This window comes from Hymenobacter miniatus (assembly GCF_016427455.1).
GTDB classification, from domain to species: Bacteria; Bacteroidota; Bacteroidia; order Cytophagales; family Hymenobacteraceae; genus Hymenobacter; species Hymenobacter armeniacus.
Genome location: NZ_JAELXR010000001.1, coordinates 19,778 through 45,525, shown reverse-complemented (window position 1 = coordinate 45,525; position 25,748 = coordinate 19,778). Strand labels below are relative to the sequence as shown.

The following is a 25,748-nucleotide window of genomic DNA, read 5'->3' as shown; positions in this document are numbered from 1 at the left end:
CGAAGATGCCTACAGAATAAACCGCGTGCTCAGGAAGCTGCTTTCCTGGCCGTCTACGATTTCGTTCAGGATGTGCTTGTTGGCGTCGGTCATTTTGGTGGCCACCACCGTGCGGATGCTGAACGAGCGCAGCGCGTCGTACACCGACAGCGTGCCCTCGGCCGAGTCTTTGCGGCCGGTGAAGGGGAAGGTATCGGGCCCGCGCTGGCACTGGGCGTTGATGTTGACGCGGCTCACCTGGTTCACGAGCTGGTCGATTAGGTCGGCCACTTCCTTCGATTCACTGCCGAAGATGCTCACCTGCTGGCCGTGGTCGGAGTCGATGATGTACTGAATGGCTTCGTCGACTTTGCTGAAAGACGCCACCGGCACCACCGGCCCAAACTGCTCTTCGCGCCACACCTTCATGCCTTCCTGCACCGGAAACAGCAGCGCCGGAAACACCAACGGGCCGGCCGCCGTGCCGCCGCCTTCGTTCACGATGCGGGCGCCCTTGGCCTGGGCGTCGGCAATGACTTCGGCCAGGTAGTCCGGCTTTTGCGGCTCGGGGAGCGGCGTGATGTTCACGCCGGCGTCCCAGGGCATGCCGGGCTTCAGCTTGTTGATTTCGGCGGCCAGGCGCTGCACGAAGTCCTCGGCAATGCTCTCGTGCACCATAAACAGCTTGAGCGCCGTGCAGCGCTGCCCGTTGAAGCTCAGCGCGCCCAGCACCGATTCCTTGATGGCCACGTCCAGGTCGGCGTCGGGCATCACGATGGCCACGTTCTTGGCGTCGAGCCCGAACACGGCCCGCAGGCGGTTCGACTTGGGGTGCAGCTTCTTGAGCGAGTCGGCCACCCGGCTGCTGCCGATGAGGGCCAGCACGTCGATTTTACCCGATGCCATGAGGGCCGGGACCACCGCGTTGCCGCGGCCGTACACGGTGTTCACCACGCCTTTGGGGAAAGCTTCGGTGAAGGCCTGCAGCAGCGGGTAGTGCAGCAGCGCGCCGTGTTTCGGCGGCTTAAACAGCACGGTGTTGCCCATGATGAGGGCCGGAATGAGCATGCAGAACGTCTCGTTCAGCGGGTAGTTGAAGGGTCCCATGCAAAGCACCACGCCCAGCGGCGAGCGCCGAATCTGGCCGATGATGCCTTCCTCGATGGTGAAGCGCGACGAGTCGCGGTCCATGTCCTTGAGGGCGTCGATGGTGTTGCGGATGTAGTCGATGGTGCGGTCGAACTCCTTTTCCGAGTCGGCGGCCGACTTGCCGATTTCCCACAGCAGCAGCTGCACGATTTCGGCCTTGCGGGCCACGATGAGGCGGGTGAATTTCTCGACGGCCGCAATGCGGTCGGCCACGCTCATGGTGGGCCACTCGCCGCGGCCGTGGTCGTAGGCGCGCACGGCGGCATCGAGGGCTTTGAGGCTCTCGGCCTCGTCGAGCAGCGGGTAGGAGCCGATGACGCGCGGCGCCAGCGTGCCGTCGGTGAGGCGCGTTTGGATGGGCGTGCGCACCTCCTGGGTGGGGCCGTGCCACTCGCGCAGCTCGCCGTCGAGCAGGTACTGGCGCTGGTGCAGGGGCTCGGGCCGGCGCCAGGCTTCGGGAATGGCCCGCTCGTCGAGCGGGAACAGATGGGTCAGGCTTTCGGTGGTTACGGGCATGGTTGGGGGTGCAGAAAAGTTGCGGTGCGAACCTACGCACCAGCGCAGGCCCACGGAAATATTCGGCCCTGGCGGGACCGCCGGGCCCGATTTACGGGAACGTTTGCGTGCCGCGGGCAAGCCGGAAAGCCGTATGTTCAGGCCAAAATTATTTTTACTACACATGCCGCTTCGCATTCTGCTTCTGCTCAATTTTGCCGCGGCCGCCTACCTCACCGGCCTCATCTGGACCATTCAGGTGGTGCACTACCCCAGCTTCGGGCTGGTGCCCAAAGATGCCTGGGTGGCCTTCCACGCGGCCCACACCCGCCGCATGGGCTACGTGGTGCTGGCCCCCATGGTGCTGGAGCTGGCCCTGGCCGTGTGGCTGGCCTGGGCCGGACGCGCGGCCCTACCCGGCGGCGCCGGTTGGTGGAGCCTGGCCCTGGTGCTGCTGATTTGGGCCGTTACATTCTTTATCTCCGTGCCCTTCCACAATCGGCTCGAAGGCAGCTTCGATTACATTGCCATCGACGGCCTCACCCGCACCAACTGGCTGCGCACCCTAGCCTGGACGGCGCGGGCCCTGCTACTGGGCGGGCTGCTGGCACGCCCGGCCTGACGTGCCCGCGCTATTTTTAGCCGCATGAAGCGACTACTGTTCCTGTTCATTCTGCTGAGTAGCTCCCCCGTTTGGGCACAAACGCCGGTCGCCAGCCCGGGCCCGGCCGTGACGGTCGAAGTCAGCCGGGTACACTGTTTGGTGCGGTTTGTGGAAACGCTGGCGGGCAGCAGCGGCGGGTACCGCGGCAGCCGCCGGGCCTTCGAGCAAAGCCGTTTCAACACGCCCGCCGCCCGCCGCTGGCTGCGCCGCTACCAAAACCTGGACCGCGAGCCGGGCTTCGACCGCGAAGGCTACCCCGTGGGCCGCCTGGGCAGCCAGGGCAACACCAACCCGGCCTACATGGCTGCCAGCGCCGACGCCCGCGACCTGGCCGACCTGCAGCGCCGCACCGTGGGCCTGCTCACCAACGAAGTGCTGGCCAGCCTCGACAGCGTGTACCGCTTTTTCACGCCGGCTTTCGATACCCTGGCCTGGCTGCCGCACGCCGATGAGCTGGCCCGCCTGCGTCCGGCCTACGCGGAGTTTCTGGCCCAAAGCCGCCTCATGCAGAAGTTTGGCCAGCTGCGCACGTTCTACGGCAGCGTGTGGCCCGACGACCTGCCGTACCGCATCGAGCTCAATCCGCAGCTCGACGGCAATCAAAGCGTCGGCAACCTGACCTTCACCAACCACGCCTGGGTGAGCGGCAACGTGGTGCTGCTGGATTGCCACCCCAAATCGCGCAGTTTTGCGGACGGCACGGGCGTCGTCTTTCACGAGATGAGCCATTCGCTCTCGGCGCAGCAGCGCCTGCGCCTGCAGCAGCAGCTGGAAGGCTGGTACCTGCGCCACCCTTCGCCCAATCGCCGCTCGGCCTACAACCTCATGGAAGAGGCCCTGGCCACCGTGGCCGGCGAATGGATTTACGCGCAGCAAAAGGGCCAGCCCGAGCCCGGCGAATGGTACAACGACGACTACATCAACCGCTACGCCAAAGCCCTCTACCCGCTCATGACCGGCTACGTGGAGCGCAGCCAGACCATCGACAGCCTCTTCGTGAGCCAGGCCATTGGCCTTTTCGACCGCACTTTCCCACAGGCCGCCACCGACTACGTGAACCTGTTTCGCAAAGTCCTGTATTGGTCCAATGCCGAGGATTTTCGGGCGGCCATTCTGCCGTTTCAGGACCGGTTCCGCAGCTCGTTTACCTACACGTCGACGCCCATTCTGAACGAAGCCAAACCCCTGGCCCAGGCCCAGAGCAGCGAGTACTTTCCGGTCATCCTCGTCGCGCAGGACCACAAGGCCACGCTTGACTATCTGCGCAAAAACCTGCCGGCGCTCCGTGGGCAGCGGCTGCGTCCCGAAAAGAGCTTTCTCCTAAGCATCATGGGTCCCAACGGCCCCATTATTCTGGTGAATGCCCACGACCCGGCGCAGTTTGCCGCCGCCGCCAAGCTGCTGGAGCAGCAGGGGCACATCGACGTGAAAAAGCCGCTGGTGCTGCTAAAATGAACGATGTAGAGACGCATACTTGCGTCTCGGCGTTGAACAAAATACCCAAACGATATGGACGACGAGACGCAAGTATGCGTCTCTACATCGGGCGGCTTTTCTCCCGCGTGGCCTTGAACTCGGAGCCGTCTTTCCACTTCGGGAAGGTGGTTTCACTGTCCAGCTTCTGGCCCACGCGGAACAGCAGGCGGGCATCCTGCTCGGCGCCGCGCAGGTCCCATTTGGGGTCGTATTGGTCGGCGGGCTGGTGGTAGGCAATTTCTTCAAAGTCCTTGCGCTGCTTTTCGGCGAAGTCCTTGCCGTGCAGGCGGCTGTCGAAGGAGCCGCTGGCGTAGAGCGCCGGAATGCCCACTTTGGCAAAGCTGAAATGGTCGGAGCGGTAGAAGCTGCCCGTTTCGGGGTGCTGGTAGGGGATGACGTAGCGGTTCTGTTCCTTGGCGGCGGCGCGGGCGTAGTCGTCCAGCTCCGATTGGCCGTAGCCCGTGATGGTCAGGTCGCGCATCGGGCCAAAGGCCAGCAGCTCGTCCATGTTGATGTCGGCCACGGTGCTGGCCACCGGGAAAATGGGGTGCTGGGCGTAGTAGTCGGAGCCCAGCAGGCCCTGCTCCTCGCCGGTCACGGCCAGAAACACGATGCTGCGGGCGGGTTTCTCCTTGGCTTGCACAAAGCCGTTGGCAATGGCCAGCAGGCCGGCGCAGCCGCTGGCGTTGTCCAGCGCGCCGTTGTAAATCGAATCGCCGGCAATGGCCGGGCCGATGCCAAGGTGGTCCCAGTGCGCCGAATAGATGATGTACTCCTTGGGCCGGGTGGTGCCAGGCAGCACGGCCACCACGTTTTTCGAGGTTTTGCGCGTGATGGTGTTGCGCAGCGTCGTGGTCAGGTTCAGGCCGAAGGCTTTGCCGCGGAAGCCTTTCTTGTTGGCGGCCGCGTAAGCCTCGTCGTAGCTCTGGCCGGCCATGGCGAAGAGGCGCTTGGCCGCATCGAGGGTCATCCAGCCCTCCAGGGCCACTTTGCTGGCGCCGTGGTCGGGCGTTTGGGGGTGCAGCTTGGCGCCGCCGTTGCTGCTTTGCACCACCGTCCAGGGGTAGGAGGCGGGCTTGGTGTCGTGAATGATGAGCAGGCCGGTGGCGCCGTGGCGGGCGGCTTCTTCGTACTTGTAGCCCCAGCGGCCGTAGTACGTCATGGCCTTGCCCTTGAACAGGGTGGTGTCGTTGCCCGCGTTGCCGGGGTCGTTGATGAGCACCACCACGGTTTTGCCCTTCACGTCGAGGCCGGCGTAGTCGTCCCAGCCGTACTCGGGCGCCGTCACGCCGTAGCCGGCAAACACCAGCGGCGAATTCTTGATGTCGACCGTGGGCACCTCGCGCTCCGTGAGGAACATGAAGTCCTGCCGGTACTTCAGGCGGAGGCTCTTGCCGTTGCCCGCTACGGTGGCAATGGAATCGGGCTTGCCCGCAATCTCCACCAGCGGCACCGCCTGGAAATAGCTGCCATTGGCCCCGGGCTGCAGCCCCAGCTTCTTGAACTCCGCCGCCAGGTAGTTCGTGGCCTTTTCCTCGCCCGGCGTAAACGGCCGCCGCCCCTGAAACTCATCCGAGGCCAGCACCTTGATGTGCTGCCCGATGAGCGCCGCCGTGATGCCGTCTTTCGGCGCGGGCACGCTGGCGGTGTCGGTAGGCGCGGCTTCGGTTTTTGCTTCGGTTGAGGCCGTTTCCGACGTAGAGGTATTGGACTGGCAGCCGGCTAACAGCAGGCCCGCCGCGGCCGGCAGCAGCCAACCGCGCAACGATGATAAGCGCATCCGTACAAGTAGTTAGGCCCGGCCGGGCCGGGCTGCCTACAGCCGGGCAAAATGCTCGGCCGCAATCCGCGCCCCTTCATCGGTGCAGATGCCGCGAATGTAGTACAGGAAGATGCTGCGGAACACCTCGCGCATGTTGTAGCGGTCGGGCGGAAACACCTGCGGGTTGAGCAGCAGGTTGAGCTGCTCAATCAGGATTTTAGTAACGAGCTGAATGTTAATGTCGGAGCGAAACAGGCGGCTGCGAATGCCGTCGTTGAGCAGCTGTTGTAGCTGCGGCGCCGAGTAGCTGTTGAGGTGGTCCATCACGGCCTCCCAGGTTTGGGGAAAGCCGGTTTGCAGGTCGACGTAGAATTGGCCCGGCACGGTGGCCAGGTCGCGCAAGCCCAGCTGCAGCAGGCCGTAGAGCCGCTCCACGGCCGTCGGGAACTGGGCATATAGCTCTTGGTGCTCCCGTTTCTGGCGCTCCATGTCGGCCAGGATGGCGTGGTGCACCAGCAGCTCCCGGCTCGGAAACTGTGCCGTGAGCTCGGCCGCGCTGGTGTGCAGGGCGGCGGCCAGCACCTCGTCGGTGGCGGTGTGCAGGCCGTAGCGGTGAAACACGGGCATGGCAGCTTCCAATGAAGCCGCCGGCAGGGTAAAGTCGGGCATGAGGAAGCGGGGGAGGAAAGACAACTACGGCTCAAAACTAGCGCCGGTTAGCCCGCAATTCCTTATGGTTGAGGTTACGGAAGCCGCCCGTTCTTACTGCAAGGCCCCGAGGAAAAAGAAAAACAGCAGCTGCGTGAGGTACACCATCGGGGCCAGGGCGTTGACCTTGGGAAAGTTGGCGCGGTTGAACAGCATCTGCAGCACGCAGGCCACGATGAACCAGTCGCGGAAATTTTGCAGCGGAATGATTTCGGCCGACCAGTGCCAGAAATCGTAACGGCCCGCCACGGGCTCCAGGCACACGTCGAGCCCCACCATGAGCAAGGCCGCCAGCAGAATGCGCGGCAGCTCGCCCAGCGGCAGGTAGCGCGCCAGCACGCCGCACACGTACGTGAGCACCAGCCAGTTGAGGCCAATCATCGGCGGCACGCCCACAAACGGCGGCGCGTTGAACAGCTTGAAGCCCAGCGTGTCGCCGTAGGTGTAGTGCCCAAATATCTTGCCCGTGTTCACGCCAATAAACTCGACGGCAAACCCCAGCACCATCACCGAAACGCAAAACCCCCAGAAGCCGAACCCGCGCTGCGGCTGAAACGCCAGCAGCAGCCCCGCCGTGAGCAGCAGCGTGAGCGGCGTGAAGCGCAGGTAAAAATCGGGGTCTTTGGAGAAGGCCAGGCCCACAAAACCCGTGACGTGAAACAGCAGCACCAAGCCCTGGGCGATGCGCAAGCGGCGGGTGTTGGTGGTCGGATTGAGGGATTCAGAATACTCCATTCGGTGGAGTCAAGCAGTTAAAAGTTAAAAGTTGAGGGGCAAGGGCCCTCTCGTTTTACGCACTGGTTTTAACTCTCAACTATTAACTATCAATAAGAGAAGCAACGATTTTGGCCGACAGCAGGCACAGCGGAATGCCGCCCCCCGGGTGCACCGACCCGCCGCAAAAGTACAGCCCTTCGAGCCGCCCCGAAAAATTGGGGTGGCGCAGGAAGGCGGCCAGCGCGTTGTTGCTGGAGCTGCCGTAGAGCGCGCCCCCAAATGAGGACGTGTCGGCGGCAATGCCCGGGGGCGTCCACACTTTTTCGGCGGCGATGAGCGGCTCCACGTCGGTGCCCAGCGCCTGGTGCAGCTTACGGAGCACGACGGCGCGGGTTTGGCGCGTGAGGGCGTCCCAGTCCTGGCCCTGGTCGTGGGGCACGTTCACCATCACAAACCAGTTTTCGTGGCCGGCCGGGGCATCGGTGGGCGTCTTTTTGGAGGTGATGTTGACGTAGACGGTCACGTCGTCGGCCACGGTTTTCTCCTGAAAAATGGCCTGGAACTCGCGCTGGTAGTCGGCCGAGAAAAAGATGTTGTGCAGGTCGAGCTCCGGAAACTCGCGGGCAATGCCCCAATAAAAGATGAGCGCCGACGAGGAGCGGGGCTGGGCCAGCGTGCGCTCGGGCGCGGGCTGGCGCGGCAGCAGGCGCCGGTAGGTGGGCACCACGTCCATGTTGCTCACCACCTGGGCGAAGTCGTACACGTCCTGCGAGGTGCGCAGCCCGGTTACCCGGTTTTCGGCCACGATGATTTCCTCCACGGGCTCGTTGTAGCGGAATTTCACGCCGAACTCCAGGGCCAGCTTCATCAGGCTTTCGGCAATGGCGTAGATGCCGCCCTCGGGGTAAAAAGCGCCGATGCCGTGCTCCAGGTGCGGAATCATGCTCAGCGTGGCCGGCGCCTGGTAGGGGTCGGAGCCGTTGTAGGTGGCGTAGCGGTCGAAGAGCTGCACCAGGCGCGGGTCGGCGCCGAAGGCGCTGGCGTGGCGCTGGTGCATGGTGCCCAGCAGGCCCAGCTGCGGCAGCGCCGCCACGGCTTTCAGGGTTTCGGGGCTGAGGTAGGTGCCGGCCTTGTGCAATGACTTGTGCAGAAAGGTGCCGGCCGTGGCGTCGTACGTCCGGCCGGCGCGCTTCAGAAACGTGGCCACGGCCGCCGCGGGCGTGCCCAGCTTGGCTTCCACTTCCTTCGCGAATTGGTCGGCATCGGCCCAGGCGCGCAGGCGGGTGCCGTCGGCGAAGAAGTAGTGGGTGATGGGGTCGAGCCGCTCGTAACGGAAATAATCGGCCGGCGTGCGGCCGGCCAGCCGGAAGATGTCGTCTACCAACTGAGGCAGCGTGAAGAGCGACGGGCCGGCGTCGAAACGGTAGCCGCCGGGCAGGGCAAACTGGTGCATTTTGCCCCCAAACGTGGGCGCCGCCTCAAACACCGTGACGGCGTGGCCCGCCACGGCCAGCCGCGCCGCCGCCGCAATGCCGGCAATGCCCGCCCCGATGACGGCCACGGGCTGGCGGGGCGCAGAGAAAGTTTTTTTACGAAACACTGGGGGCATAACGCGCAACGGGTGGGCAGATGTTTTGAAGCCCCGCAAAATAGCGCGGCCTGTAATGAGCGCCGGCAACGAGCGATACATCTCTCCGAAACCGCTTCCGCCACGTCAACCGTCCGCACCATGTCCGCCAAACCTGCCTCTGCCTTGCGGCCCGTGTTCTGGCTGCTGTTTTACCTTGGCCTGCTGCCCTGGGCCGGCACCCGGTGCCTGGACTGGATGAGCCGGCCTTCCGACTGGCTGCTGGGCTGCGGCTTGCTGGGGCTGTTGCTATTAGCCGCCGGTGTTGTTCTTTCGCTGTGCCAAGCGGGCCGCACGCTGGGACGCTACTGATTTTTCGCTTGCTTTCACCTTTTTACCTGCACTACCTAAATGGCCGAATACCAATTCAACCCCGGGCGAAGCTGGCTGAAACCCCTTCTTTTCCTGGGCCTGTTCCTGCTCGTCCTTGTCGGCGGCTGCAGCCTAATTAAAGTCGAGCGCATCGACGCCGGCAACGTGGGCATCAAGGTCAACCTGGCCGGGGCCAGCCGGGGCGTCGACGACATTACCTACACCACGGGTTGGGTGTTCTACAGCCCCCTGAGCACGGCCGTGCACGAATTTCCCATCTACACCCAGCACAAGGAATACGAAGAGTTTGAGGTGCAGAGCAAGGACGGCTCCAGCTTCGGCGTGGCGCCCAGCCTCAACTACTACATCCAGTCCGATAAGGTGGACGACATTTTCCGGCAGTACCGCCGGCCACTGCCCGCCATCGAAGACGGTTTCCTGAAAACCGCCGTGTACGAGGCCTACCGCGTGGCCACCAACCGCTACACCGCCGACAGCCTCATCAGCAACCGCGGCACCTACGAGGCCCAGGTGAAGGCCAACCTCGTGAGCCAGCTGCAGACGCTGGGCTTCATCGTGCAGCAAATCACCACCAAGCTGGAGCCGCCCGCCAGCCTCAAAGCCGCCATCGACGCCAAAAACACGGCCGTGCAAACCGGCCTGCAAACCGAAAACCGCATCCGCCAGGCCGAAGCCCAGGCCCGCATCAACATCGCCGAAGCCGAGGGCCGCGCCAAGGCCATCCGCATCGCCGCCGACGCCCAGGCCTACGCCAACGAAAAGCAGCAGCAGTCGCTCACGCCGCTTCTGGTGCAGATGCGCTGGATTGAGGCTTGGGAAAAAGGCGGCAGCAACGTGCCCACTTACAGCGGCGGGGCCGGTGGCCAGTTTCTGATGCAGATGCCCGCGCCGGGCGCAGCGGGGAATAAGTAGTTCTGAACGGGGCGCCTCACCCCCTGAACCCCTCTCCGAAGGGAGAGGGGGCACCGGCTCGTGAAGATGTCAGGCTTCCCTCTCCTTTGCGGAGAGGGGCTGGGGGTGAGGCGCAACGGCCCCTTACTCCACCGCCAGCACCAGCCCTTTCAGGTAGGCGCCCTCGGGGTGGAACAGGCTCACCGGGTGGTCGGCGGGCTGGGTAAGGCGGTGCAGAATGCGCGCCGGCCGGCCGGCCTCGATGGCGGCGGCCAGCACCGCGCCCTCGAACAGCTCGGGGCTAACCACTTGGCTGCAAGAGAACGTGAACAGCAGCCCGCCCGGCGCCAGGTGGGCAATGCCGGCCGCGTTCAGGCGCTTGTAGCCCATGAGGGCGGCGTGGCGGGCGCCCATGTGTTTGGCAAACGCGGGCGGGTCGAGCACCAGCAGGTCGTACTCGGCCGAGTGGTTTTTGAGGAAGCCCAGCACGTCGTCGGGGTAGGCGGCGTGGCGGTCGGCGTGGTTCGATAGCTCGGCGTTGCGCTCGGTGAGGGCAATGGCTTTTTTGCTGCTATCCACGGAGTGCACCAGCTCGGCGCCGGCCTCCAGGGCATACACCGAGAAGCCGCCGGTGTAGCAAAACGTGTTGAGCACGCGGCGGCCGGGCGAGTAGCGGGCCAGCAGGTCGCGGTTGTCGCGCTGGTCGATGAAGAAGCCGGTTTTCTGACCGGTTTCCCAATCCACGGCAAAGCGGTGGCCGTTTTCCTGCACCACGTGCTCGGTGCCGCTGCTCTGGCCGAAGAGGTAGCCGTTTTTGGCGTCGGGCACGGCGTTGCCGGGAATGGTTTCGGCGCTCTTGTCGTAGATGGCGCGCAGCTTGTCGCCAAACACCGCGCGCAGGGCGGCGGCTATTGCGGGCCGGGCGCGGTACATGCCAATGCTGTGGGCCTGCACCACGGCCACGTCGCCGTACACGTCGATGATGAGGCCGGGCAGGCCGTCGCCCTCGGCGTGCACCAGCCGGAAGACGTTGGTGTCGGCGGTGCCGGTCAGGCCCAGGCGCTGGCGCAGGCGGTAGGCGTTGCCCAGCCGCTCTTCCCAGAACGCGGCCGTCGGCAACTGGGCATTTTGGCCAAAGTCCAGCATGCGCACGGCAATGGAGCCCCCGCCCGAAAAATGGCCCACGCCCAGTAGCTCGCCGTCGGCGGCCTCGACGCGCACGGGCGCGCCTTCTTCGGTGTCGCCCTTCACGCGGGCAATGGCGCCGGAAAACACCCACGGGTGGCGGCGGCGCAAGGAGTGGTCTTTTCCGTTTTTGAGGACGATGGTGGCAGGATTCAGCATAGGCCTGCAAAGGTACGGCCCGCTGTGTGCGAACTTTGCAGCTTCGGTTCCTTCGTCCTTCCCTTCCCGCTCCCACCCATGCCCACCGGCGTTTCCATCATCGATTTTGAGCCCGCGCACCGCCCGGCTTTCGAAGCCCTCAACCACGAGCTCGATTATGAGTGGATTACGCGCTATTTCTACATTGAAGGGCCCGACCGCCAGCCGGTAGAAAACCCCCAGCAGTACATTGTGGAACGCGGCGGCCACATCCTCATGGCCGTGTGCGAAGGCGAAATCGTGGGCACCTGCGCCCTGGTGAAAGAGCACGACGGCGTGTACGAGCTGGCCCGGCTGGCCGTGGCCCCGGCCGCGCAGCGCCGCGGCATTGGCTGGGCGCTGGGGCAGGGCATGTTGGGCAAAGCCCGGCAGCTGGGTGCGCGCCGCGTGGAAGTTCTTTCCATCTCGACGCTGCTGCCGGCCCTGAAGCTGTACGACAAGCTGGGCTTCCGGCCAGCTTCCCTCATCCCGGGCCATCCCGGCGACGTACGCATGGTGCTGGACCTGTAGCGCGGGCGCTATGTAAACCAACGCCGGTAGATGGGCCGCCGCCACGCAAACTGCGCCCACATGGCGGGGTAGAGCAGGCGGTCGAGCCAAGGCGAAGCCGTGCGGTATTCCAGCGCATCCACAATCACGCTGCCGCCGTGGGGGCCGGGCTGGATGAGGTGGCGGTGGCGCCAGTAGCGCAGCGGCGGCGGCAGTATCTGGCCTTCGTCGACGAAGAAATGCGTGCCGTCGGGCTGCACGCCGTCGTCCACAATCAGCGACGTCCAGCGCAGCTTTTTTACGCCGGTATTCAGCTCGATTTCAACCTGGGCGCCGGTGCGGCAGCCGTCGAAGCGCAGCACCCGCAGCTTGGGAAACGGCGGCGCCAGCGCCTCAAACAGCGCCCGCGTGAAGCCCGCCATCACCCGGGCCGGCGATTGGGGCACGGCAGTTCGAAGAGTTATCAGCATAGAGCAACGAGAAGAAATAACGTCATGCAGAGCGCCGCGAAGCATCTCGCTCGGTGGTAACCCAATTTGCCGCGGTATTGATTTGTGCGAACCCGCGAGATGCTTCGCGGCGCTCTGCATGACAGTATGTAGTCGACTGCTGGCTTATATCCCCGTCACCCGAAATTCGACCCGCCGGTTCAGCTTGCGGGTGGCTTCCTGGGCGTTGCTGGCGGCGGGTTTGGCCCCGCCGAAGCCAATGCCGGCGATGCGGCCTTCGGCCACGCCGTGGGCCACCAGGTAGGCCTTCACCGCCGCCACCCGCTCTTCGCTGAGCACCACGTTTTTGGCAGGCTCGCCCACGTTGTCGGTGTGGCCGCGCAGCTCAATGGTCAGGCGCGGGTTGTCGGTCATCATCGCCACCAGCTGGTCGAGGGCGCGGGCCGAGCCCGGCAGCAGCACGGCCTGGCCCTGCTCAAACTGCACGTTGGCCAGCGGCAGGGTGGTGCCCACGGCCAGGGGCTGCAGCAGAATGTCGTGCACGGTGGGGCCGGCGCCCACCGTCCAGCTGCTGTCGGCGTCGACGAAACCGGCCAGCTGCGCTTTGTAGAAATACGGCTTGCCCGGGGCCGCGCCGTACGAAAAGCGGCCATCGGTGGAAAGCGACACCACCGCCGACGCGCTTTCGCGGCCAATGTGCAGCTCGGCCGCGGTCAGGGGCTGGTAGGTGGCGGCGTTCAGCACGCGCCCGCGCCAGGGCACGGTGGCGCTGGGCAGCGGCGGGGCCGCCCGGTAGGCTACCCGAAACAGGTTGCAGCCCGCTAGGTCGGTATAGGTGCCGCGCCGCGCCGGGCTGGCCTTGCGTCGCGCCAGGTCCACCTTGTAGAGGGCGTGCGGGCCGGCCAGGTACATGCGCCGCCGGCCCGACTCGTCGTTTTGCAGCAGCACATCGCTGTAGCCGCCGCGCTTGGGCAAGCCCGTGAGGGCCAGCAGCTCGGGCGCGGGGCGCTGGGTGTTCACGTCCACGCGCACCAATGAGCCGTCGGTGCTATACACCATGTACACGGTGTTGGCGTCGTCGAGGCAGAAGTTGCCGTGCGTGCCCGCGCCGTCGAAGGCAATGCTGGGGTAGTAGTCGGCTTGCTGGGTGGGGTCTTTTTTCCAGAGCACGGTCACGGTGCCGCCCTCGGCGGGGCTCACCTTCACCAGTTGGTTGGCGTCGGAGGTGAGAAAGTACAGGTCGCCGCGTTCGTCGGTGGCGGCCGAAATCCAAACGTTGGTGGCGCCCTGCGCGGGCAGCTGCCAGGTAGTGAAGGCGCCGCGCCGGGTGGTGGGGTCGTAGCGGTACACCAGCTCGGGCCGGTCGGTGGGCGATTTCGTGACCGAATACAGGCAATTGTCGAAGCCCTTGGCCAGCGCATACGACTGGAAAGGCAGCACATTGCGGTGCACCACAGCGGGGTCGGACACATCTTCGGTCGAGAATTCGTGGATGGAGCGGCAATCGTCTTCCCACTGGCCCGTGCGGTGGGTCATGGCCGCGATGCCGTACATTTTGCCGTCGCACACCTGGTCCACGTAGCGCCGGCTGGTGATGGACTTGCTGGTAAAGCCAAAGGAATCAAGTAGCTGCAGGCCTTCGGCCAGGCAGCGGCCGTCCTCGGTGGTGGCCGCCCGGTATTCTACCTGAAACTCGTAGCCCACGCGCCAGAAGCGCCGGCCGGCCACGTGCAGGCGTCCGGGCAGCCCCGCCACGGGCGCGTAGGTATAGTCGTAGCGCACCTCTTCGTAGCGGCCGTAGTTTTTCTGCTCTAGGCGCACCACATATACGTTGGGCAGGCGCAGCAGCGTGCGCCAGAGCGAATCCTGGCTGCCGGGACCGGTCAGGGGCCGGTCTTTCAGGTCATCGGGCAGGGGGCGGGCCGTCACCGTCACCACGGCCGGCACGGGCTGGCCCGCGGCGGGGGCGTAAAACGCCGCTTCCGCCCCCGAAGCATTGGGCCGCAGTTGCCAGCTGCGCGGATACGTGAGCGTGAAGCGGCCGTCCGCGTCGGTGTAAGTGGCCGTGGGCACGGCTGCTGAAGGCTGCGCGCGCAGCACAAGTGGAAAGATGACCAGCACCAGTGCCCAAAAGGCCTTCATACGCAGCAGCTCGGTCGTCAACACCTCAGGAAAAAAGGAAGCAAAAATCCCATTTCCTGTAAAGTAAGGCCTTTTGCACGAAACACGCTGCGTTTCTGGCTTCTGGTTTTGTGCGCTCGCCTAGGCTCCCGGCCTGCTGGGGTAGGAGCCGTGCGTGGAGTATCTGGTGGCGGGTGGCCCGCCGTTGTCCGGTTGTCACGGCGCCCCGGCGTGGGGCGAAAACGGGGTCGGGGCTATTTCCAGTCGGGTAGGAAGGCGTTGGAAAAGAGCTTGCCGCGGTTGCGACCATCGAGGTCCATCGTCCACACTTCGGGGGCACTCAGGTCATCATTCAGTCGATTTACAAAAATCACTCGAAAACCATCAGGCGAAATTCGGCCTTGTATGTCGTTGGTTCCAATTGGTTTGCCCGAAGTTCCGGTGGTGCCGGCGGTCACGTCCACGGTGGCAGACCCGTCAATTCTTTGCAGAAACAGGTGGCCGTCGAGTTGCCGACCAGTGGGAGAGTTGAATCCGGCCACGTCGCGCGAGTACAGCACCGAGAGCCCATTCACGCTGAAACTTGGCGAGTCGAGCCGGCCGGGTAAATTACTGACGAACAACACGGGGTTGGTGCCGTCAACGTTGTAGAGGTACAATTCGGCGTCGTATACATTCGCGCCCACGGTTTGCACCACCAATCGGCCACCGTTTTCTGCCGTCCAGTCGCATTCGCGAAAATGCCGGCCCGCCGGCGCAGTGGCCAGCAAGGTCAGGCCCGTGCCGTCGCGGTTGATGCGGTATAGCTGGTCGTAATGAGCGTAAATGAGTTGGGCGCCATCCGGCGACCACCGATACCCGATGCCGGCATTGTTGTAGCCCTCCGCTGCCAGCGTGGTAATCTGACGCTGGTTCGAGCCGTCGCGGTTCATGGTATAGAGTTGGTACTGGCCGCTGGCGTTGGAAGCGTATGCTATTACGTCCCGATTGGGGCTTAGCTGGGGCGCCGTTTCAACGGTCGTTGCCGTGGTGAGCCGAATTAAATCGCCGCCAAGGTTGTCGGACGAGTAAATGTCCGTGTTGCCCGCCACGGTGCGCGCATACAAGAAGCGGTTATTAGGCAGGGCCCGGGTCTGAAAGCTCCAGATATCGGTTTTGGCAGAGGCCCCGGCCGGGTTGCGCACGGTCACTTGCCAAAAGTAAGTGGTGTTGAATTTCAGCCCAGTTGCGACCACCGTGGTATCGCGGGAGTTTGTCAGTAGCGCGCGTTGAGAAGTGGAATTACTCTCGTAGAGCACCACGTCGTAGCGCAACGAGTCGCTCGCGGTGGCGTTCACCGGCCGCCATTTAAGCGTGACGTCTGTGGGCTGGCCCGTGGCTTGGTTCGCCGGCGTAGGCCGATTGGGTGGCGACGGCGCGGCGGCGGTCGACTTGCTGAGCACGACCGTCACGTCGGCGGTTTGGCCCTCCGAGACCGTCACGTTTGCCACCACCTGTTGGTAGTCGGTTTTAGTCACCGTGATGGCCAGCCGCCCCGTGGGTACGTTGTCTATCTGAAATTTGCCCGTGGCCGAAGTCACAAACGAACTCGTGGCCGGGTTGGTCGTAACCGAGGCGTTGGCGATGGGCAAGTTCGTGCGAGCATCAAGCACAGTGCCCGTTACCGAACCAAAGTAGACCGGCTCCACTAGCTCTTCCTGGCAGGCACCGAGTAGCCCCAAGCAACAGATAATAACAAAAAGACCCGCTTGCCGGAGCCAAAAACTGGGTAGTGAAAGGAGCATGCAGTAAGTGAAAACCGTTAGCTAACGGGTGGGATGTTGAACGACGGAATCTTGTGCTAAGGTATGGCCGTCGGCGTCAAATACCCGCAAGAGAATGCGGTAAGTGTCTTGGCCGCCGACGTTTACTCGGGTTTGCGACAGGGAAACCTCCTGCTGCGGCGCCACGCTGACCTCGCCGCGTTGCGTGTTTTGCGAGCGGCCGCCGGCCCCCTCCCGGCGCAGGGCCATCTCGTAGCGGTAGCGTGCGGCCGTGGGCTGGAGGTTGCGGCAATGACCGGTCACCGTGAGCAAGCCGTCTGCTTGGTGCAGTTCGAGGCGGGCCTGACAAGGAACTGTGCCGTTAGGGCCTTGCCAGAAGGCCTGCAAAAGGAGGAAGAACAGCATGGTGTTTAAACATGAAGTAAGTGAAACCACAAGTGTCGGGTGGGGGCAGGCGCAGAAAGAGGCCGGAAGGCGTAAGCACAACCGGCCTCTATGCACATGATACAGCGTGCCCGCGGGCGGCCCGGCGCCTCAACGGACAACTCGGCCTTGCTCGATGGTGATGTTGATGCCAGCACCCCGCATCTCAACGCTGTAGCCCTGCGGCGATTGTGCCGTGGTTTCGCGCTGCGTGAGGGTATTCCCGTAGCCAATTTGGCTGATGTTGTAGGTGCGGTCGTTTTGTCGGATTTCGCTCTGCACTCGGTTGTAAGAGCCGTCTTGGCGAATGTTCAATTCGTTTTCGTTGCCACTTACCACGCCCTGAAGCTGATTATTAGCGCCGCGTTGGTTCAGCGTCGACGAGTTGTTCTGACCTTCCTGCGAAAAGTCGGCCCGGTTCCCGTTGCCCTGCTGCGTCATATAAACCTGATTGCCGCCCCCGTTCTGGGCCAAGCCCAGCACGTTTAGGGCACCGGCTTGCGTAATGTACGCTTGGTTGCCCAGCGTCGACAGGCTTCGTTGGTCAATGGTGGCATTGTTGCCATTGCCATTCTGGGTCAGCGTCGACACGTTGCGAAAATCGCCCGCAGCTGGCACCGCTGTAGCGGGTACTTGGTCCGTCCCGAGGTCTTCCACCAGTCGTTGCTCGGCCGTGGCGGCTTCGCTGGGCGTGCGTTGGGCGTGCCCCTTGGCGGCGGCCAGTGCCAGAGCGCTGGTAAGCAAAAGGAAAGGAAGCGGTTTCATAGTCAAGAGCGTACGTTCAAATATAGAAAAGGGCAGGAGCCAAATGGGCCAAGCCCCGAATTTCTTCGAAAAGAAACTCAGAACTTGGCGCATATGGGCGAGCTTGGCGTGCCAAGCCTCCGGGCCGGCTTAGTGCTGGTGCACGATGGCCGTGTTGCGGTTGCCGCTCTGCGTGGTGTAGGCAGCCGACGACACGCGCTCTTGCAGGATGTCCGAGTTGTTGTTCTGGTAGAACGAGCCGGGGCCCGACTGCATTTGCTCGGCGTAGTTGTTGGAGCTGCGCTGCTCGATGTCAGCCTGGTCGCCGTAGCCCGACTGAGTCTGGCGAGCGAAGTTGTTGTTAGAAGCACCCGAAGCCGTGGCTACCGACTGGCGGATGCGGGCATTGTTCTGCTGCGAGCCAGCAGTTTGGGTTTGCAGGGCAGTGTTGCCAACGCCGTCCGAACCCTGGCCAATGTAAGCGTCGTTGAAGTAGCCGGCTTGCGACTGCGCGGCGTGGCTGTCGCGGCCTTGCTGTTCAATGATGCCCAAGTTCATGCTACCGGTTTGGGTCTGGGTAGCGCGGTTGCCAGTGCTGCTCGTGGGGTAGCCCGTGAAGCGAGTTTGCGTGATGCGCAGGCCGTTGTTGTCGCCCGATTGGGTTTGCGAGGCAACGTTGCCGCTGGTGGCAGCACCTTGTTCAACCAAGGCGGCGTTGTTGTAGCCGTTGTTTTGCGTCTGGGTAGAAGTGCTAAAAGAGCCGGCCTGGGTGGCACCCATATAATTACGGCCGCCGGCCACGTTGCTGCTGGCGTTCAGCGACTGGGTTTGGGAAGCATTGTTGCTGTTGCCCGACTGCACCAAATTCGCCGTGCTACCGCTGTTAGCGGCGAGCGACCCTGAGCGATTATCGGTCTGGTCTACATTGCTGTAGTTATTAGAGCCCGTTTGCTCGATGTACGAATCTTGGCTGTAAGCGCCGTAAGAAGTATTGAAGCTTCCTTGGGCAGCGCCGGGACCCAGCGTATTGGGGCCAGCGGGCGTCAGCGGAGTAAAGAGCGAGCGGGTAGAACGGCTGAAGGTGTTGGTGGGAGCTTGGGCGTTGGCGACGGCGGCAACACCCATGGCGGCGGCAAGTAGCAAAAGTGCTTTCATGGTGGTGTGGGTTTTTTGAAAAAAGGTTAATAATTGATGATTTGTTTGTGTTCTCTGGAGAACGTGACAAATATATTATTAGAAAAAACAGATTTCAAAATCTGTTAATAAAAATAATTTAAATAAATGTAAGCAAAATTATACTATTTGCATAAATGTAGGATATATCCTATATTCATCCTGAAGTAGCCAAAACTTCAGTTAATGAAAATCAGGCAGTTAAAAAATTATATTAAATCTAAAAAAATTTAGATTACTGGGGATTTTTGTTTCTGCCTAAGTAGAAAATGACCCCGGCTCTTCCGCCCCAATAGAAGTCGTTGTAGCGGCCCTGGGTCACTTGGTCAAGCCTGTCACTCAGGAAGAAGTGGTTGTCTACCCCCAGGGTAATGCCGATTTTGGGTTTGACCAAGTACTCGCCCCCTACTCCAAACACAAGGTGCGGCAGCACCGTGTTGCGGCCTTGGGCATCAGATGTGGTTGCTCGTGTAGCGCCCACGCCAGCCAGCAAGTAGGGCGTAAATCGGTCATACGGGAACAAATTGGCTTGTATGCCGGCTTCGGCGTACGTAAACCGGCGGTTAAAAAACTGACCCCGGGGCCCGGCAGCAAGGGCGCCTTGGCCCGCGTTAAGCAAGCCCATAAAGTAGCCGTCGCCAAAGCGGTAGCGCACATTGAGTTCGCCCACGGGGCTGTATTGAGGCAGCGCGTAATCGCCTTGGTACAGTTGCACGCCCCCTGATGCTCCCAAGCCTACCGGGCGGCGCTGGTAGCCAGTTTTGCGACCCAAAACGTCGATGGCAAGGTTTTCCTGTTTTTCGCGCAGGTACTGCTGCATGCTCAGGCCGTGATTGGCGGCCGTGTCGGCCGGCACCCAAATGCGCTGCATCATGCCCTCGTAAATGAGCGCCTGGACCGATTTCTCGATGGCTTCTTTCACTGCCATTTCGCTGGGCTCGTTGTAAGTGAAGCCAGTTTCGGTCTCCAACAGCCGCTTGAAGGACACAAACTGAAACAGGCTCGCGTCGACCTGCTGCGAAAGAATGGTTTTGGAGGTGTAAACCGTTTTTAAGATTTTACCCGAGTTGGTGCTAATGGCGCGCAAATAAACCGTAACCCGGTCCTGGCGGTATTGGCCCGACGAGCCGGCGCCGAAGTAGCGCACGCCCGCCCCCCCGGTGATGATGTTGGAATCATAGGAAATGATGCCGCCTTCTAGAATAATGCCCGCAAAGAGAAGGGGCGGCAGCACGGGCTGTGGCTGTCCCGTTTGCTCGGAATATTCCGAACGGGTAGAACGTATAATCTTGCGCTCGTTCAGTAGGTTGCCCAAGTTCTCGCGCTCAATGGGGTCGAACCATTTCGACTCTTCCAACGCACGCAACAGGACGCTGGTGGCGCCCTGTGTAACGGCCGTCGAAAAGCTGGAGCCGTTTTGCTGAGGCTTATACTGGCCCGTTTGGTCCCGGAACTTATACACCGCTACCACCACGCGCTGCCGCGCTGCGGGAAGGGTGCGCCACATGTCGTTGCCGCTAACCTCGGCTCCGAGCCGCGCGGGCTCGGTATTCATGAACGTTTGGTGGAGATAGGGGGCGCAGCCAGCGAGCCCTGCCATGAGCAAGAGCACCACGGCAGCCAACGTGCGACGCAGAAGCATGAGAAAGAGAATGAGGGATTTCCAATAAACCAACAGAAGACGCAGCCGGTGGCGGGGGGCGTCAGGGCGTGTTGGGAATGGTGATGGTGGTCTGGTTGCCGGTGGAATTATCGGTTACCTGCACCGAAATGCCGTTGGCGCCGGGCGTGACCTGAATCTGATAATTGCCCACCGTGTAGCTGCCCGGCCGAATGGCGCCTTGCCCAAACTGCGAGGCAATAAGTCGGTTGCTGAGCTGGGCCAGCACCTGCTGGTTGAGGTTGCTGGCAAAGCTGGCTAAGGGGTCTTGCGCCGCGGCGCTGTTCGCGGCCGGGTCAGGAATGGTGTTTTGTGCCTGAGCCGAACTAAGCAGCCACGCGTAGTTGAACGTGTTGCCCCCGCCAAACGAGGGATTTTTGGGCTCATATACAAAGTCTTGCGCCCGCGCCGATTGGCCCGACGCAAACAACAGGAATAGCAGGGCCAGCGTAAAAGTTAGCTTCATATGAGAAAACAGGTGAGCGTGGAAAACAGGTGTTAGTAGGTATCCAACGGCTGCTTGTTGCCTTTCTCAAGCTGCCGACTAATGTTGTAGGATTGCTGCAAAAAGCCCGAAGCAATTTCAATAGCTTGTTGAGCGGCTTCTTCGATGAGGTCGTACTTCGCTTGCAGCGGAAATTCGAGCAGTTCGTTTTCGTTTACCGACAACGCAACCAAGACGTTATTGCCGCGGCCAAGCCGTTCGCTGATGATGATGGTGAAGTCATCGTTGCCCGGTGGGGCTTCCCAACGCGCAAAAAACTGGTCATAAAAATCGTGGCCAATTTTGCTAATGGTTTGGTCTACCACAAGCCCGCTGGACTCTGGCCCCGCGGTTGCTCGTTGCCGCAACGATTGAATGGAGTCGGCCCTGAGCAGTAGGCGCAAGGCTTCTTCCATTTTTTGTGGCGCCAGCGGCGCGGCCTGACTGGGCAGCGGTGCCTGCGATTTCTCCCGCACCGGCCGGCCCACCGTTTGCGCTTTAGCCACCTCCCATGGCGTTGCCATCAGCACTCCAGCCACTGCCCATCCCCAGAAGGACTGGAAAACTTGACAGCTGGGGTAGCGCATGACCAAAGGCTAATGATGTGAGAGAAAAATCGGCTTATAAGAAGAAAAAGGTGTACAAACGTAAGGTAAATTATGGCAAAAGCAAACACGATGGCACGATGTTGCCCGAATAGTTTACCGCTATCTATAGCTGCTTCAATGGGTCAATAAGAAAAGGTCATGCTTCACCACAGGGCTAGGTCAACAGACTTTACCCTGCTGGCATAGGGTAGCGCATTGGCTAAGCCCATAAGCGAGCAGTGGCGACACGAAATCGCACAGCATGGTCGATACGCTAGCAGGTTGGTTTTATCCCAGCAATTCCTCGATATCGGCGCGCGTGAGGTGCTTGATGACAGCCTCGTCGGTGGCAATGAGCTCACTCACCAGCGCCAGCTTGCGCCGCTGCAAGGCCAAGATTTTTTCTTCCACCGTGCCCTGCGAGATGAACTTATAGGTGAACACCGGCCGCTGCTGGCCAATGCGGTGGGCGCGGTCCACGGCCTGGGCTTCCACGGCGGGGTTCCACCAGGGGTCGAGGATGAAGACGTAGTCGGCGGCGGTGAGGTTGAGGCCCACGCCGCCGGCTTTGAGGCTGATGAGGAAGATGCGCAGGTCTTCGGTTTCCTGGAAACGGGCTACCTCGGCCGGCCGGTCGCGGGTGGCGCCGTCGAGGTAAGCGTACTCCAGCTGCCGCTCATCGAGCGCCGCGCGCACCAGCGCCAAGTGCTGCACAAACTGGCTAAACACCAGTACTTTGTGTCCCTCTGCCACTACGTTGCGAATCATGCGCAGCACTTCGCGCAGCTTGCCCGATTCACCGGTGTAGTTTTCGTCAGCGAGTCGCGGGTGGTTGGCAATCTGGCGCAGGCGCGTGAGGCCCTGCAGCAGCAGAAACTGCGTGCTGGCCGGGCCGTGCTCGTCTAGGTTCTGCAGAATCTTGTTGCGGTAGAAGCTCTTGGTTTCCTCGTAGGCGTGGGCCTGCTCCTCCGTCATGGGGCAGTAGCTGAGCTGCTCGGTTTTCTCAGGCAATTCTTTGGCTACCTGGGCCTTGTGCCGACGGAGAATGAATGGCTTGATAAGCGCGTGCAGGCGCCGGGTGCGCCCTTCGTCCTGGTGCTTCTCGATGGGCTTGAGGAATTCCTTGCGGAAAAACGCCTGCGTGCCCAGCAAGCCCGGGTTGATGAACGACATCTGCGACCACAAATCCATGGTGCTGTTTTCTACCGGCGTGCCGGTAAGAATGAGCCGGTGCTTGGAGCGCAGCTGCCGCACCGCCTGCGAGGTGGTGCTCGATGGATTCTTGATGGCCTGCGACTCGTCCAGAATCACGTAATCAAACTTGTAGCTGGCCAGCAGCTCTGTATCGAGGCGCACGATGCCGTAGCTGGTGAGCACCACGTCGTAGTCAGCAAACCGGTCGGGGTTTTTGTCGCGGTAGGTGCCGGTGTAGGCCAGAATGCGCAGGTCGGGCGTAAACTTCTCCGCCTCGGTCAGCCAGTTAAACACCAGTGACGTGGGCAGCACCAGCAGCGAGGCCGCGCCTTGGTTTTCACCGCTTTCGTGGCGGTGCTGCAGCATGGCCAGCGTCTGAATGGTCTTGCCTAGGCCCATGTCGTCGGCCAGGCAGCCGCCGAAATGGAAGTCCTGCACGAAGCGCAGCCAGTTGTAGCCGGCCTTCTGATAAGGGCGCAGTTCGCCCTGGAAGCCCAGCGGCAGCGGGTGGTCTTCCACCTCGGCAAAGTCGCGCAGCTTTTCCAGCTTGCGGCCCATGCGCACGGTGGCCAGCTCGTTGCTCTGCAGGTCGGCTACCAGCGCCAAGTGGTGGCGGCGCAGGTTCAGGCCGTCTTCGGTTTCTTCGCCGAAGGCAAACAGCTCCAGGTAATCGGTAAACCATTCCTCGGGAATGATGGCAATCTGGCCGTTGGGCAGCTTGAACTCGCGGCGGCGCTGCAGAATGTGCCCGCGTAGCCGAATAAACGGCACCTCAATGTCGCCAAAACGCACCGTGCCGCGCACGTCAAACCAGTCGCCGGCCTCCTGAATGCCCACGTGCACGCTGGTGGGCCCGATGAAGTAGCTTTTGGTGGCCGAGTCGGCGGCTTCTACGGTGTAGCCCAGCTCGGCCAGGGCTGGAGTATTGTCGTGCAGCCACTTGAAGGCATCGGCCTTGGGCAGGGTGGCGTGGCCATTTTCCACGGTGAGCTGGCGGGCGCGCAGTTCTTCCACGGTGGCCTGTTCCTGCTCGGGGTTGCGCAGCAGACGGTGGAACACGTAGCTGTCGGCTGTTTTTTCCAGGTGCACGCTCACGGGCTTGTTGGTGCCCAAGGGCATCAGGTGCGGGCCGTAGCGGAAGCTGAGCTCGAAATGAATCTGCTCGGTTTCGGCGCCGGTGAGCAGGGGCGCCACCGGCTTGGGCAGTGGAATGCGGCCCCGGCGCGGCGGGCCCGGCGGGCGCACGGGCGCTTCGGGCGCGGGCGGTGCCGGAATGGTGTCGCTGAACGTGAGCCGCGGCCGCGCCACGTAGCGCTCCGAGCGAATGTCGAAGCCACGGGCGTGCACCTCAAACGACTCCATGAGCGGCGCCACAAACTTCTGGAAGTAGCTTTCCTCCACGTTGCGGGGCACCACAATGAATTTCTTTTTCAGAAACGGCAGCAGCTTCTTGCCGTCCACTTCGGTGCGGAAGGTGTAGAGCAGGTCGTTCAGCAGCAACCAGGCAGGCTGTAGGCACACCAGCACGGCGTCCTTGTACTGGAAATCGAGCTTCTGGCCCTGGTACTGGATGGTGGGGAAATAGTGCGTGCCTTCCTCATTGCGACGGAAGTGGAAGAGGATGGACGCCTTGGCGGGCGCCATGCCGATTTCCTTCCAAGTCGGCTCGCCGTCGCGGCCCATGATGAACACCTGCTTGCCCGCCAGCCGGGCCAGAATGCCCGCCATGCGCGCCTGCACGTGCTTGGAAATGGCTTCCTGTAGCGGCTTGTCGCCCTTTTCGGCGTTGTAGGTTTTGAGGAAAAACTCGGCCGTCGCGATTTTGCGGGGCCAGAATTCTTTCACCACCGCCTCCTGCTGAATCTGGTCACACAGCTCCACCAACTCGAAATCGGTGGCGTCGAGGCCGGCGGCAAACTCGTGGGCATTTTTGCCCGATACGGTCTGGTGCTGCAGCGTGAGCTGGCCCCGCGGGCCGAGCTGTACCACATAAGCCGCAAACAAGTGGCCGAGGAACTCGTGCTCGAAGAGCGAGTAAACGATTTGAAACGGTTCTGCGGTAGATACTTTCATAGCCGGGCACGCGGAAGGCGCAAGGTAGGGCCGAAAGCGGAAATATGCACGGCGGAGCTTGGCGGCCCAGGAGCGGGCTTAGCCCTTACGGCTGGCAGCGCGGCAGGATGCCGCCGGGCTTACAAATTCTCGCGCACGTCCAGGCGGCTGGCATTCAGCGCGGGCCGGATGCTCACGGCCAGCGTGATGAGAATGATGGACATGCAGGTAAAAATGATGTCGGAGGCCTGCATTTTTACCGGGTAAGCATCCACCACGCTCGTGGCCATGCCCATACTCACGAAGCCGAAGCGCTGCTGCAGCCAGCACAGCGTCACGCCCAGCACGAGGCCCGTGGCCGCGCCCACCAGCGCCACAATGGCGCCCACATAGAGGAACGTGCGGCGCACCGTTTTCTGGTTGGCGCCCATGGCCAGCAGCACCGCAATGTCTTTTTTCTTGTCGATGACCAGCATCGAGAGCGAGAAAAAGATGTTGAGCGAGGCAATGAGCAGAATGAGCGTGAAGGTGATGAACACGAACAGCTTCTCCACCTTAATGGCCTTGAACAAGCTCACGTGCTGCTCGTCGGAATCCTGCACTTTGAAATCGGGCCCGAGCTGCTTGCGCAGCTGCTCCTTCACCTGTTCAATCTCGAAGCTCTGGCCCACCTTCACGTAGAGCGCGGTGCGGCGCGTGCCGTAGTTGAGCAAGCGCTGGGCAAATTCGAGGGGCACGAAAATGTAGCTGTCGTCGATGTGCTGCTCGATGAGGAACACGCCGCCGGCTATCAGGTCCTGCTCGTTGAAGGCCTTGTCGGGGTCAATCTGCAAGGTTTTTTTGCCGGGCGTGTTGCGCGGGTAGAGCAGGCGCATGGGCGCCAAGCGGTTGTTCAGGGTAATGCTAAGCTCGTGCTGCACGCCGGCGCCCACCAGGGCCAGCTCCAGGCTGTCGCGGCGCAGGCGGTGGTCGCCCTCGCGGATGTTGGCGTCAATCTGGCTCTGGCCGAAATAGTTGTCCGAAAGGCCGCGCATTTTCACCACCATCTGGCGGTCGTGGTATTGCAACAGGGCGTTGTCCTCAATGACTTCGGTGAGCAGGGCCACGCCCGGCGTGTTTTCCAGCTTCATCAAAAAGGTGCGGTCCACGTCGAAGGCCTTGCCTTTGGTGGCCGAAATCACCAGGTTGGGGTCCGACTTGCCGTAGAGCGTGCGCACCAAATCCTCCAGCCCGTTGAACACCGACAGCACAATAATCAGCGCCATGGTGCCCACCGCCACCCCAATCATCGAAATGTTGGAAATGATGGTGATGATGTTGCGCTTGTTCTTCGAGCGGAAGTAGCGCCGGGCAATGAGGAGGGGGACTCTCACAAATACGAGTTAGCGGGCAGAAGTGCGGGCAGGTTAGAAGGAAGCAATTTCG

The 25,748-nt window shown here is 62.2% G+C and carries 22 protein-coding genes; 5 read left to right on the top strand and 17 right to left on the bottom strand.

The features are described 5' to 3' along the window. Window positions 1-9: 9 nt before the first annotated feature. Window positions 10-1,644: an NADP-dependent glyceraldehyde-3-phosphate dehydrogenase gene (locus JAO73_RS00200; protein ID WP_198975189.1), complete on the bottom strand. Its 1,635-nt coding sequence runs from the start codon at window positions 1,642-1,644 to the stop codon at window positions 10-12. Window positions 1,645-1,807: 163 nt separating this feature from the next. On the opposite strand from JAO73_RS00200, the gene JAO73_RS00195 reads away from it, so the two are divergent. Beyond that, window positions 1,808-2,245 carry a hypothetical protein gene (locus JAO73_RS00195; protein WP_198975188.1) on the top strand — a complete coding sequence of 146 codons (438 nt, stop codon included), beginning with the start codon at window positions 1,808-1,810 and terminating at the stop codon, window positions 2,243-2,245. A 24-nt stretch (window positions 2,246-2,269) separates the two neighbouring features. Beyond that, window positions 2,270-3,742 carry a hypothetical protein gene (locus JAO73_RS00190; protein WP_198975187.1) on the top strand — a complete coding sequence of 491 codons (1,473 nt, stop codon included), beginning with the start codon at window positions 2,270-2,272 and terminating at the stop codon, window positions 3,740-3,742. 82 nt (window positions 3,743-3,824) lie between these two features. On the opposite strand, the gene JAO73_RS00185 is transcribed toward JAO73_RS00190, so the two are convergent. From JAO73_RS00185 to crtD, 4 genes are all read right to left on the bottom strand, one after another. Beyond that, window positions 3,825-5,543 (bottom strand): M28 family metallopeptidase, encoded by a 1,719-nt coding sequence (locus JAO73_RS00185; protein ID WP_198975186.1) that lies wholly within the window; start codon window positions 5,541-5,543, stop codon window positions 3,825-3,827. Between the two features lie 36 nt (window positions 5,544-5,579). Then, the gene (locus JAO73_RS00180) at window positions 5,580-6,194 is read right to left on the bottom strand and encodes a TetR/AcrR family transcriptional regulator (RefSeq protein ID WP_198975185.1); all 615 of its coding nucleotides are present in this window, start codon (window positions 6,192-6,194) and stop codon (window positions 5,580-5,582) included. 93 nt (window positions 6,195-6,287) lie between these two features. Then, window positions 6,288-6,968, bottom strand: a complete 681-nt coding sequence (locus JAO73_RS00175) for a carotenoid biosynthesis protein (RefSeq protein WP_190926039.1) — start codon at window positions 6,966-6,968, stop codon at window positions 6,288-6,290. Window positions 6,969-7,050: 82 nt separating this feature from the next. Beyond that, window positions 7,051-8,550 carry a 1-hydroxycarotenoid 3,4-desaturase CrtD gene (crtD, locus tag JAO73_RS00170; RefSeq protein WP_317191177.1) on the bottom strand — a complete coding sequence of 500 codons (1,500 nt, stop codon included), beginning with the start codon at window positions 8,548-8,550 and terminating at the stop codon, window positions 7,051-7,053. 129 nt (window positions 8,551-8,679) lie between these two features. Here crtD and JAO73_RS00165 point away from each other — a divergent pair, with 129 nt between their 5' ends. Continuing rightward, window positions 8,680-8,889, top strand: coding sequence for a hypothetical protein (locus JAO73_RS00165; RefSeq protein WP_190926035.1), 210 nt, complete (start codon window positions 8,680-8,682; stop codon window positions 8,887-8,889). A 39-nt stretch (window positions 8,890-8,928) separates the two neighbouring features. Beyond that, window positions 8,929-9,822 (top strand): prohibitin family protein, encoded by an 894-nt coding sequence (locus JAO73_RS00160; protein ID WP_190926033.1) that lies wholly within the window; start codon window positions 8,929-8,931, stop codon window positions 9,820-9,822. 123 nt (window positions 9,823-9,945) lie between these two features. Here JAO73_RS00160 and JAO73_RS00155 read toward each other — a convergent pair whose 3' ends face one another. Continuing rightward, entirely contained in the window at window positions 9,946-11,145 is a 1,200-nt protein-coding gene (locus JAO73_RS00155; RefSeq protein WP_198975183.1) for a class I SAM-dependent rRNA methyltransferase, read from the bottom strand. A 78-nt stretch (window positions 11,146-11,223) separates the two neighbouring features. Between JAO73_RS00155 and JAO73_RS00150 the strand changes: the two genes are divergently transcribed. Then, window positions 11,224-11,694: a GNAT family N-acetyltransferase gene (locus tag JAO73_RS00150; protein ID WP_198975182.1), complete on the top strand. Its 471-nt coding sequence runs from the start codon at window positions 11,224-11,226 to the stop codon at window positions 11,692-11,694. 8 nt (window positions 11,695-11,702) lie between these two features. On the opposite strand, the gene JAO73_RS00145 is transcribed toward JAO73_RS00150, so the two are convergent. The 11 genes from JAO73_RS00145 to JAO73_RS00095 all read right to left on the bottom strand — a co-directional run bounded on the left by JAO73_RS00145 (window position 11,703) and on the right by JAO73_RS00095 (window position 25,696). After that, entirely contained in the window at window positions 11,703-12,143 is a 441-nt protein-coding gene (locus JAO73_RS00145; protein ID WP_198975181.1) for an SRPBCC family protein, read from the bottom strand. A gap of 144 nt (window positions 12,144-12,287) precedes the next feature. Then, on the bottom strand, window positions 12,288-14,288 hold the full coding sequence (locus tag JAO73_RS00140) for an OmpA family protein (protein ID WP_198975180.1): 2,001 nt from the start codon (window positions 14,286-14,288) through the stop codon (window positions 12,288-12,290). A 209-nt stretch (window positions 14,289-14,497) separates the two neighbouring features. Further along, on the bottom strand, window positions 14,498-16,027 hold the full coding sequence (locus tag JAO73_RS00135; protein WP_262896038.1) for a carboxypeptidase regulatory-like domain-containing protein: 1,530 nt from the start codon (window positions 16,025-16,027) through the stop codon (window positions 14,498-14,500). A gap of 21 nt (window positions 16,028-16,048) precedes the next feature. Continuing rightward, a complete protein-coding gene (gene csgH, locus JAO73_RS00130) occupies window positions 16,049-16,411 on the bottom strand; it encodes a curli-like amyloid fiber formation chaperone CsgH (protein WP_198975178.1) in 363 nt (120 codons plus the stop codon). A gap of 129 nt (window positions 16,412-16,540) precedes the next feature. Further along, window positions 16,541-17,194, bottom strand: coding sequence for a hypothetical protein (locus JAO73_RS00125; protein WP_198975177.1), 654 nt, complete (start codon window positions 17,192-17,194; stop codon window positions 16,541-16,543). A 129-nt stretch (window positions 17,195-17,323) separates the two neighbouring features. Beyond that, window positions 17,324-18,328: a hypothetical protein gene (locus tag JAO73_RS00120; protein ID WP_198975176.1), complete on the bottom strand. Its 1,005-nt coding sequence runs from the start codon at window positions 18,326-18,328 to the stop codon at window positions 17,324-17,326. Window positions 18,329-18,581: 253 nt separating this feature from the next. After that, window positions 18,582-19,901 carry a CsgG/HfaB family protein gene (locus JAO73_RS00115; protein WP_233168609.1) on the bottom strand — a complete coding sequence of 440 codons (1,320 nt, stop codon included), beginning with the start codon at window positions 19,899-19,901 and terminating at the stop codon, window positions 18,582-18,584. Between the two features lie 148 nt (window positions 19,902-20,049). Next, window positions 20,050-20,472: a curli production assembly/transport component CsgF gene (locus tag JAO73_RS00110; protein ID WP_198975174.1), complete on the bottom strand. Its 423-nt coding sequence runs from the start codon at window positions 20,470-20,472 to the stop codon at window positions 20,050-20,052. 32 nt (window positions 20,473-20,504) lie between these two features. After that, window positions 20,505-21,077, bottom strand: coding sequence for a CsgE family curli-type amyloid fiber assembly protein (locus JAO73_RS00105; protein ID WP_198975173.1), 573 nt, complete (start codon window positions 21,075-21,077; stop codon window positions 20,505-20,507). Between the two features lie 288 nt (window positions 21,078-21,365). Then, entirely contained in the window at window positions 21,366-24,344 is a 2,979-nt protein-coding gene (locus tag JAO73_RS00100; RefSeq protein ID WP_198975172.1) for a DEAD/DEAH box helicase, read from the bottom strand. A 119-nt stretch (window positions 24,345-24,463) separates the two neighbouring features. Continuing rightward, window positions 24,464-25,696, bottom strand: a complete 1,233-nt coding sequence (locus tag JAO73_RS00095) for an ABC transporter permease (RefSeq protein WP_198975171.1) — start codon at window positions 25,694-25,696, stop codon at window positions 24,464-24,466. Window positions 25,697-25,748: the final 52 nt, after the last annotated feature.

Bases quoted from the DNA above. Each gene is read 5' to 3' on its own strand.
- JAO73_RS00200 (WP_198975189.1), bottom strand. From the start codon at position 1,644: ATGCCCGTAACCACCGAAAGCCTGACCCATCTGTTCCCGCTCGACGAG.
- JAO73_RS00195 (WP_198975188.1), top strand. From the start codon at position 1,808: ATGCCGCTTCGCATTCTGCTTCTGCTCAATTTTGCCGCGGCCGCCTAC.
- JAO73_RS00190 (WP_198975187.1), top strand. From the start codon at position 2,270: ATGAAGCGACTACTGTTCCTGTTCATTCTGCTGAGTAGCTCCCCCGTT.
- JAO73_RS00185 (WP_198975186.1), bottom strand. From the start codon at position 5,543: ATGCGCTTATCATCGTTGCGCGGTTGGCTGCTGCCGGCCGCGGCGGGC.
- JAO73_RS00180 (WP_198975185.1), bottom strand. From the start codon at position 6,194: ATGCCCGACTTTACCCTGCCGGCGGCTTCATTGGAAGCTGCCATGCCC.
- JAO73_RS00175 (WP_190926039.1), bottom strand. From the start codon at position 6,968: ATGGAGTATTCTGAATCCCTCAATCCGACCACCAACACCCGCCGCTTG.
- JAO73_RS00165 (WP_190926035.1), top strand. From the start codon at position 8,680: ATGTCCGCCAAACCTGCCTCTGCCTTGCGGCCCGTGTTCTGGCTGCTG.
- JAO73_RS00160 (WP_190926033.1), top strand. From the start codon at position 8,929: ATGGCCGAATACCAATTCAACCCCGGGCGAAGCTGGCTGAAACCCCTT.
- JAO73_RS00155 (WP_198975183.1), bottom strand. From the start codon at position 11,145: ATGCTGAATCCTGCCACCATCGTCCTCAAAAACGGAAAAGACCACTCC.
- JAO73_RS00150 (WP_198975182.1), top strand. From the start codon at position 11,224: ATGCCCACCGGCGTTTCCATCATCGATTTTGAGCCCGCGCACCGCCCG.
- JAO73_RS00145 (WP_198975181.1), bottom strand. From the start codon at position 12,143: ATGCTGATAACTCTTCGAACTGCCGTGCCCCAATCGCCGGCCCGGGTG.
- JAO73_RS00135 (WP_262896038.1), bottom strand. From the start codon at position 16,027: ATGCTCCTTTCACTACCCAGTTTTTGGCTCCGGCAAGCGGGTCTTTTT.
- csgH (WP_198975178.1), bottom strand. From the start codon at position 16,411: ATGCTGTTCTTCCTCCTTTTGCAGGCCTTCTGGCAAGGCCCTAACGGC.
- JAO73_RS00125 (WP_198975177.1), bottom strand. From the start codon at position 17,194: ATGAAACCGCTTCCTTTCCTTTTGCTTACCAGCGCTCTGGCACTGGCC.
- JAO73_RS00120 (WP_198975176.1), bottom strand. From the start codon at position 18,328: ATGAAAGCACTTTTGCTACTTGCCGCCGCCATGGGTGTTGCCGCCGTC.
- JAO73_RS00115 (WP_233168609.1), bottom strand. From the start codon at position 19,901: ATGAATACCGAGCCCGCGCGGCTCGGAGCCGAGGTTAGCGGCAACGAC.
- JAO73_RS00110 (WP_198975174.1), bottom strand. From the start codon at position 20,472: ATGAAGCTAACTTTTACGCTGGCCCTGCTATTCCTGTTGTTTGCGTCG.
- JAO73_RS00105 (WP_198975173.1), bottom strand. From the start codon at position 21,077: ATGCGCTACCCCAGCTGTCAAGTTTTCCAGTCCTTCTGGGGATGGGCA.
- JAO73_RS00100 (WP_198975172.1), bottom strand. From the start codon at position 24,344: ATGAAAGTATCTACCGCAGAACCGTTTCAAATCGTTTACTCGCTCTTC.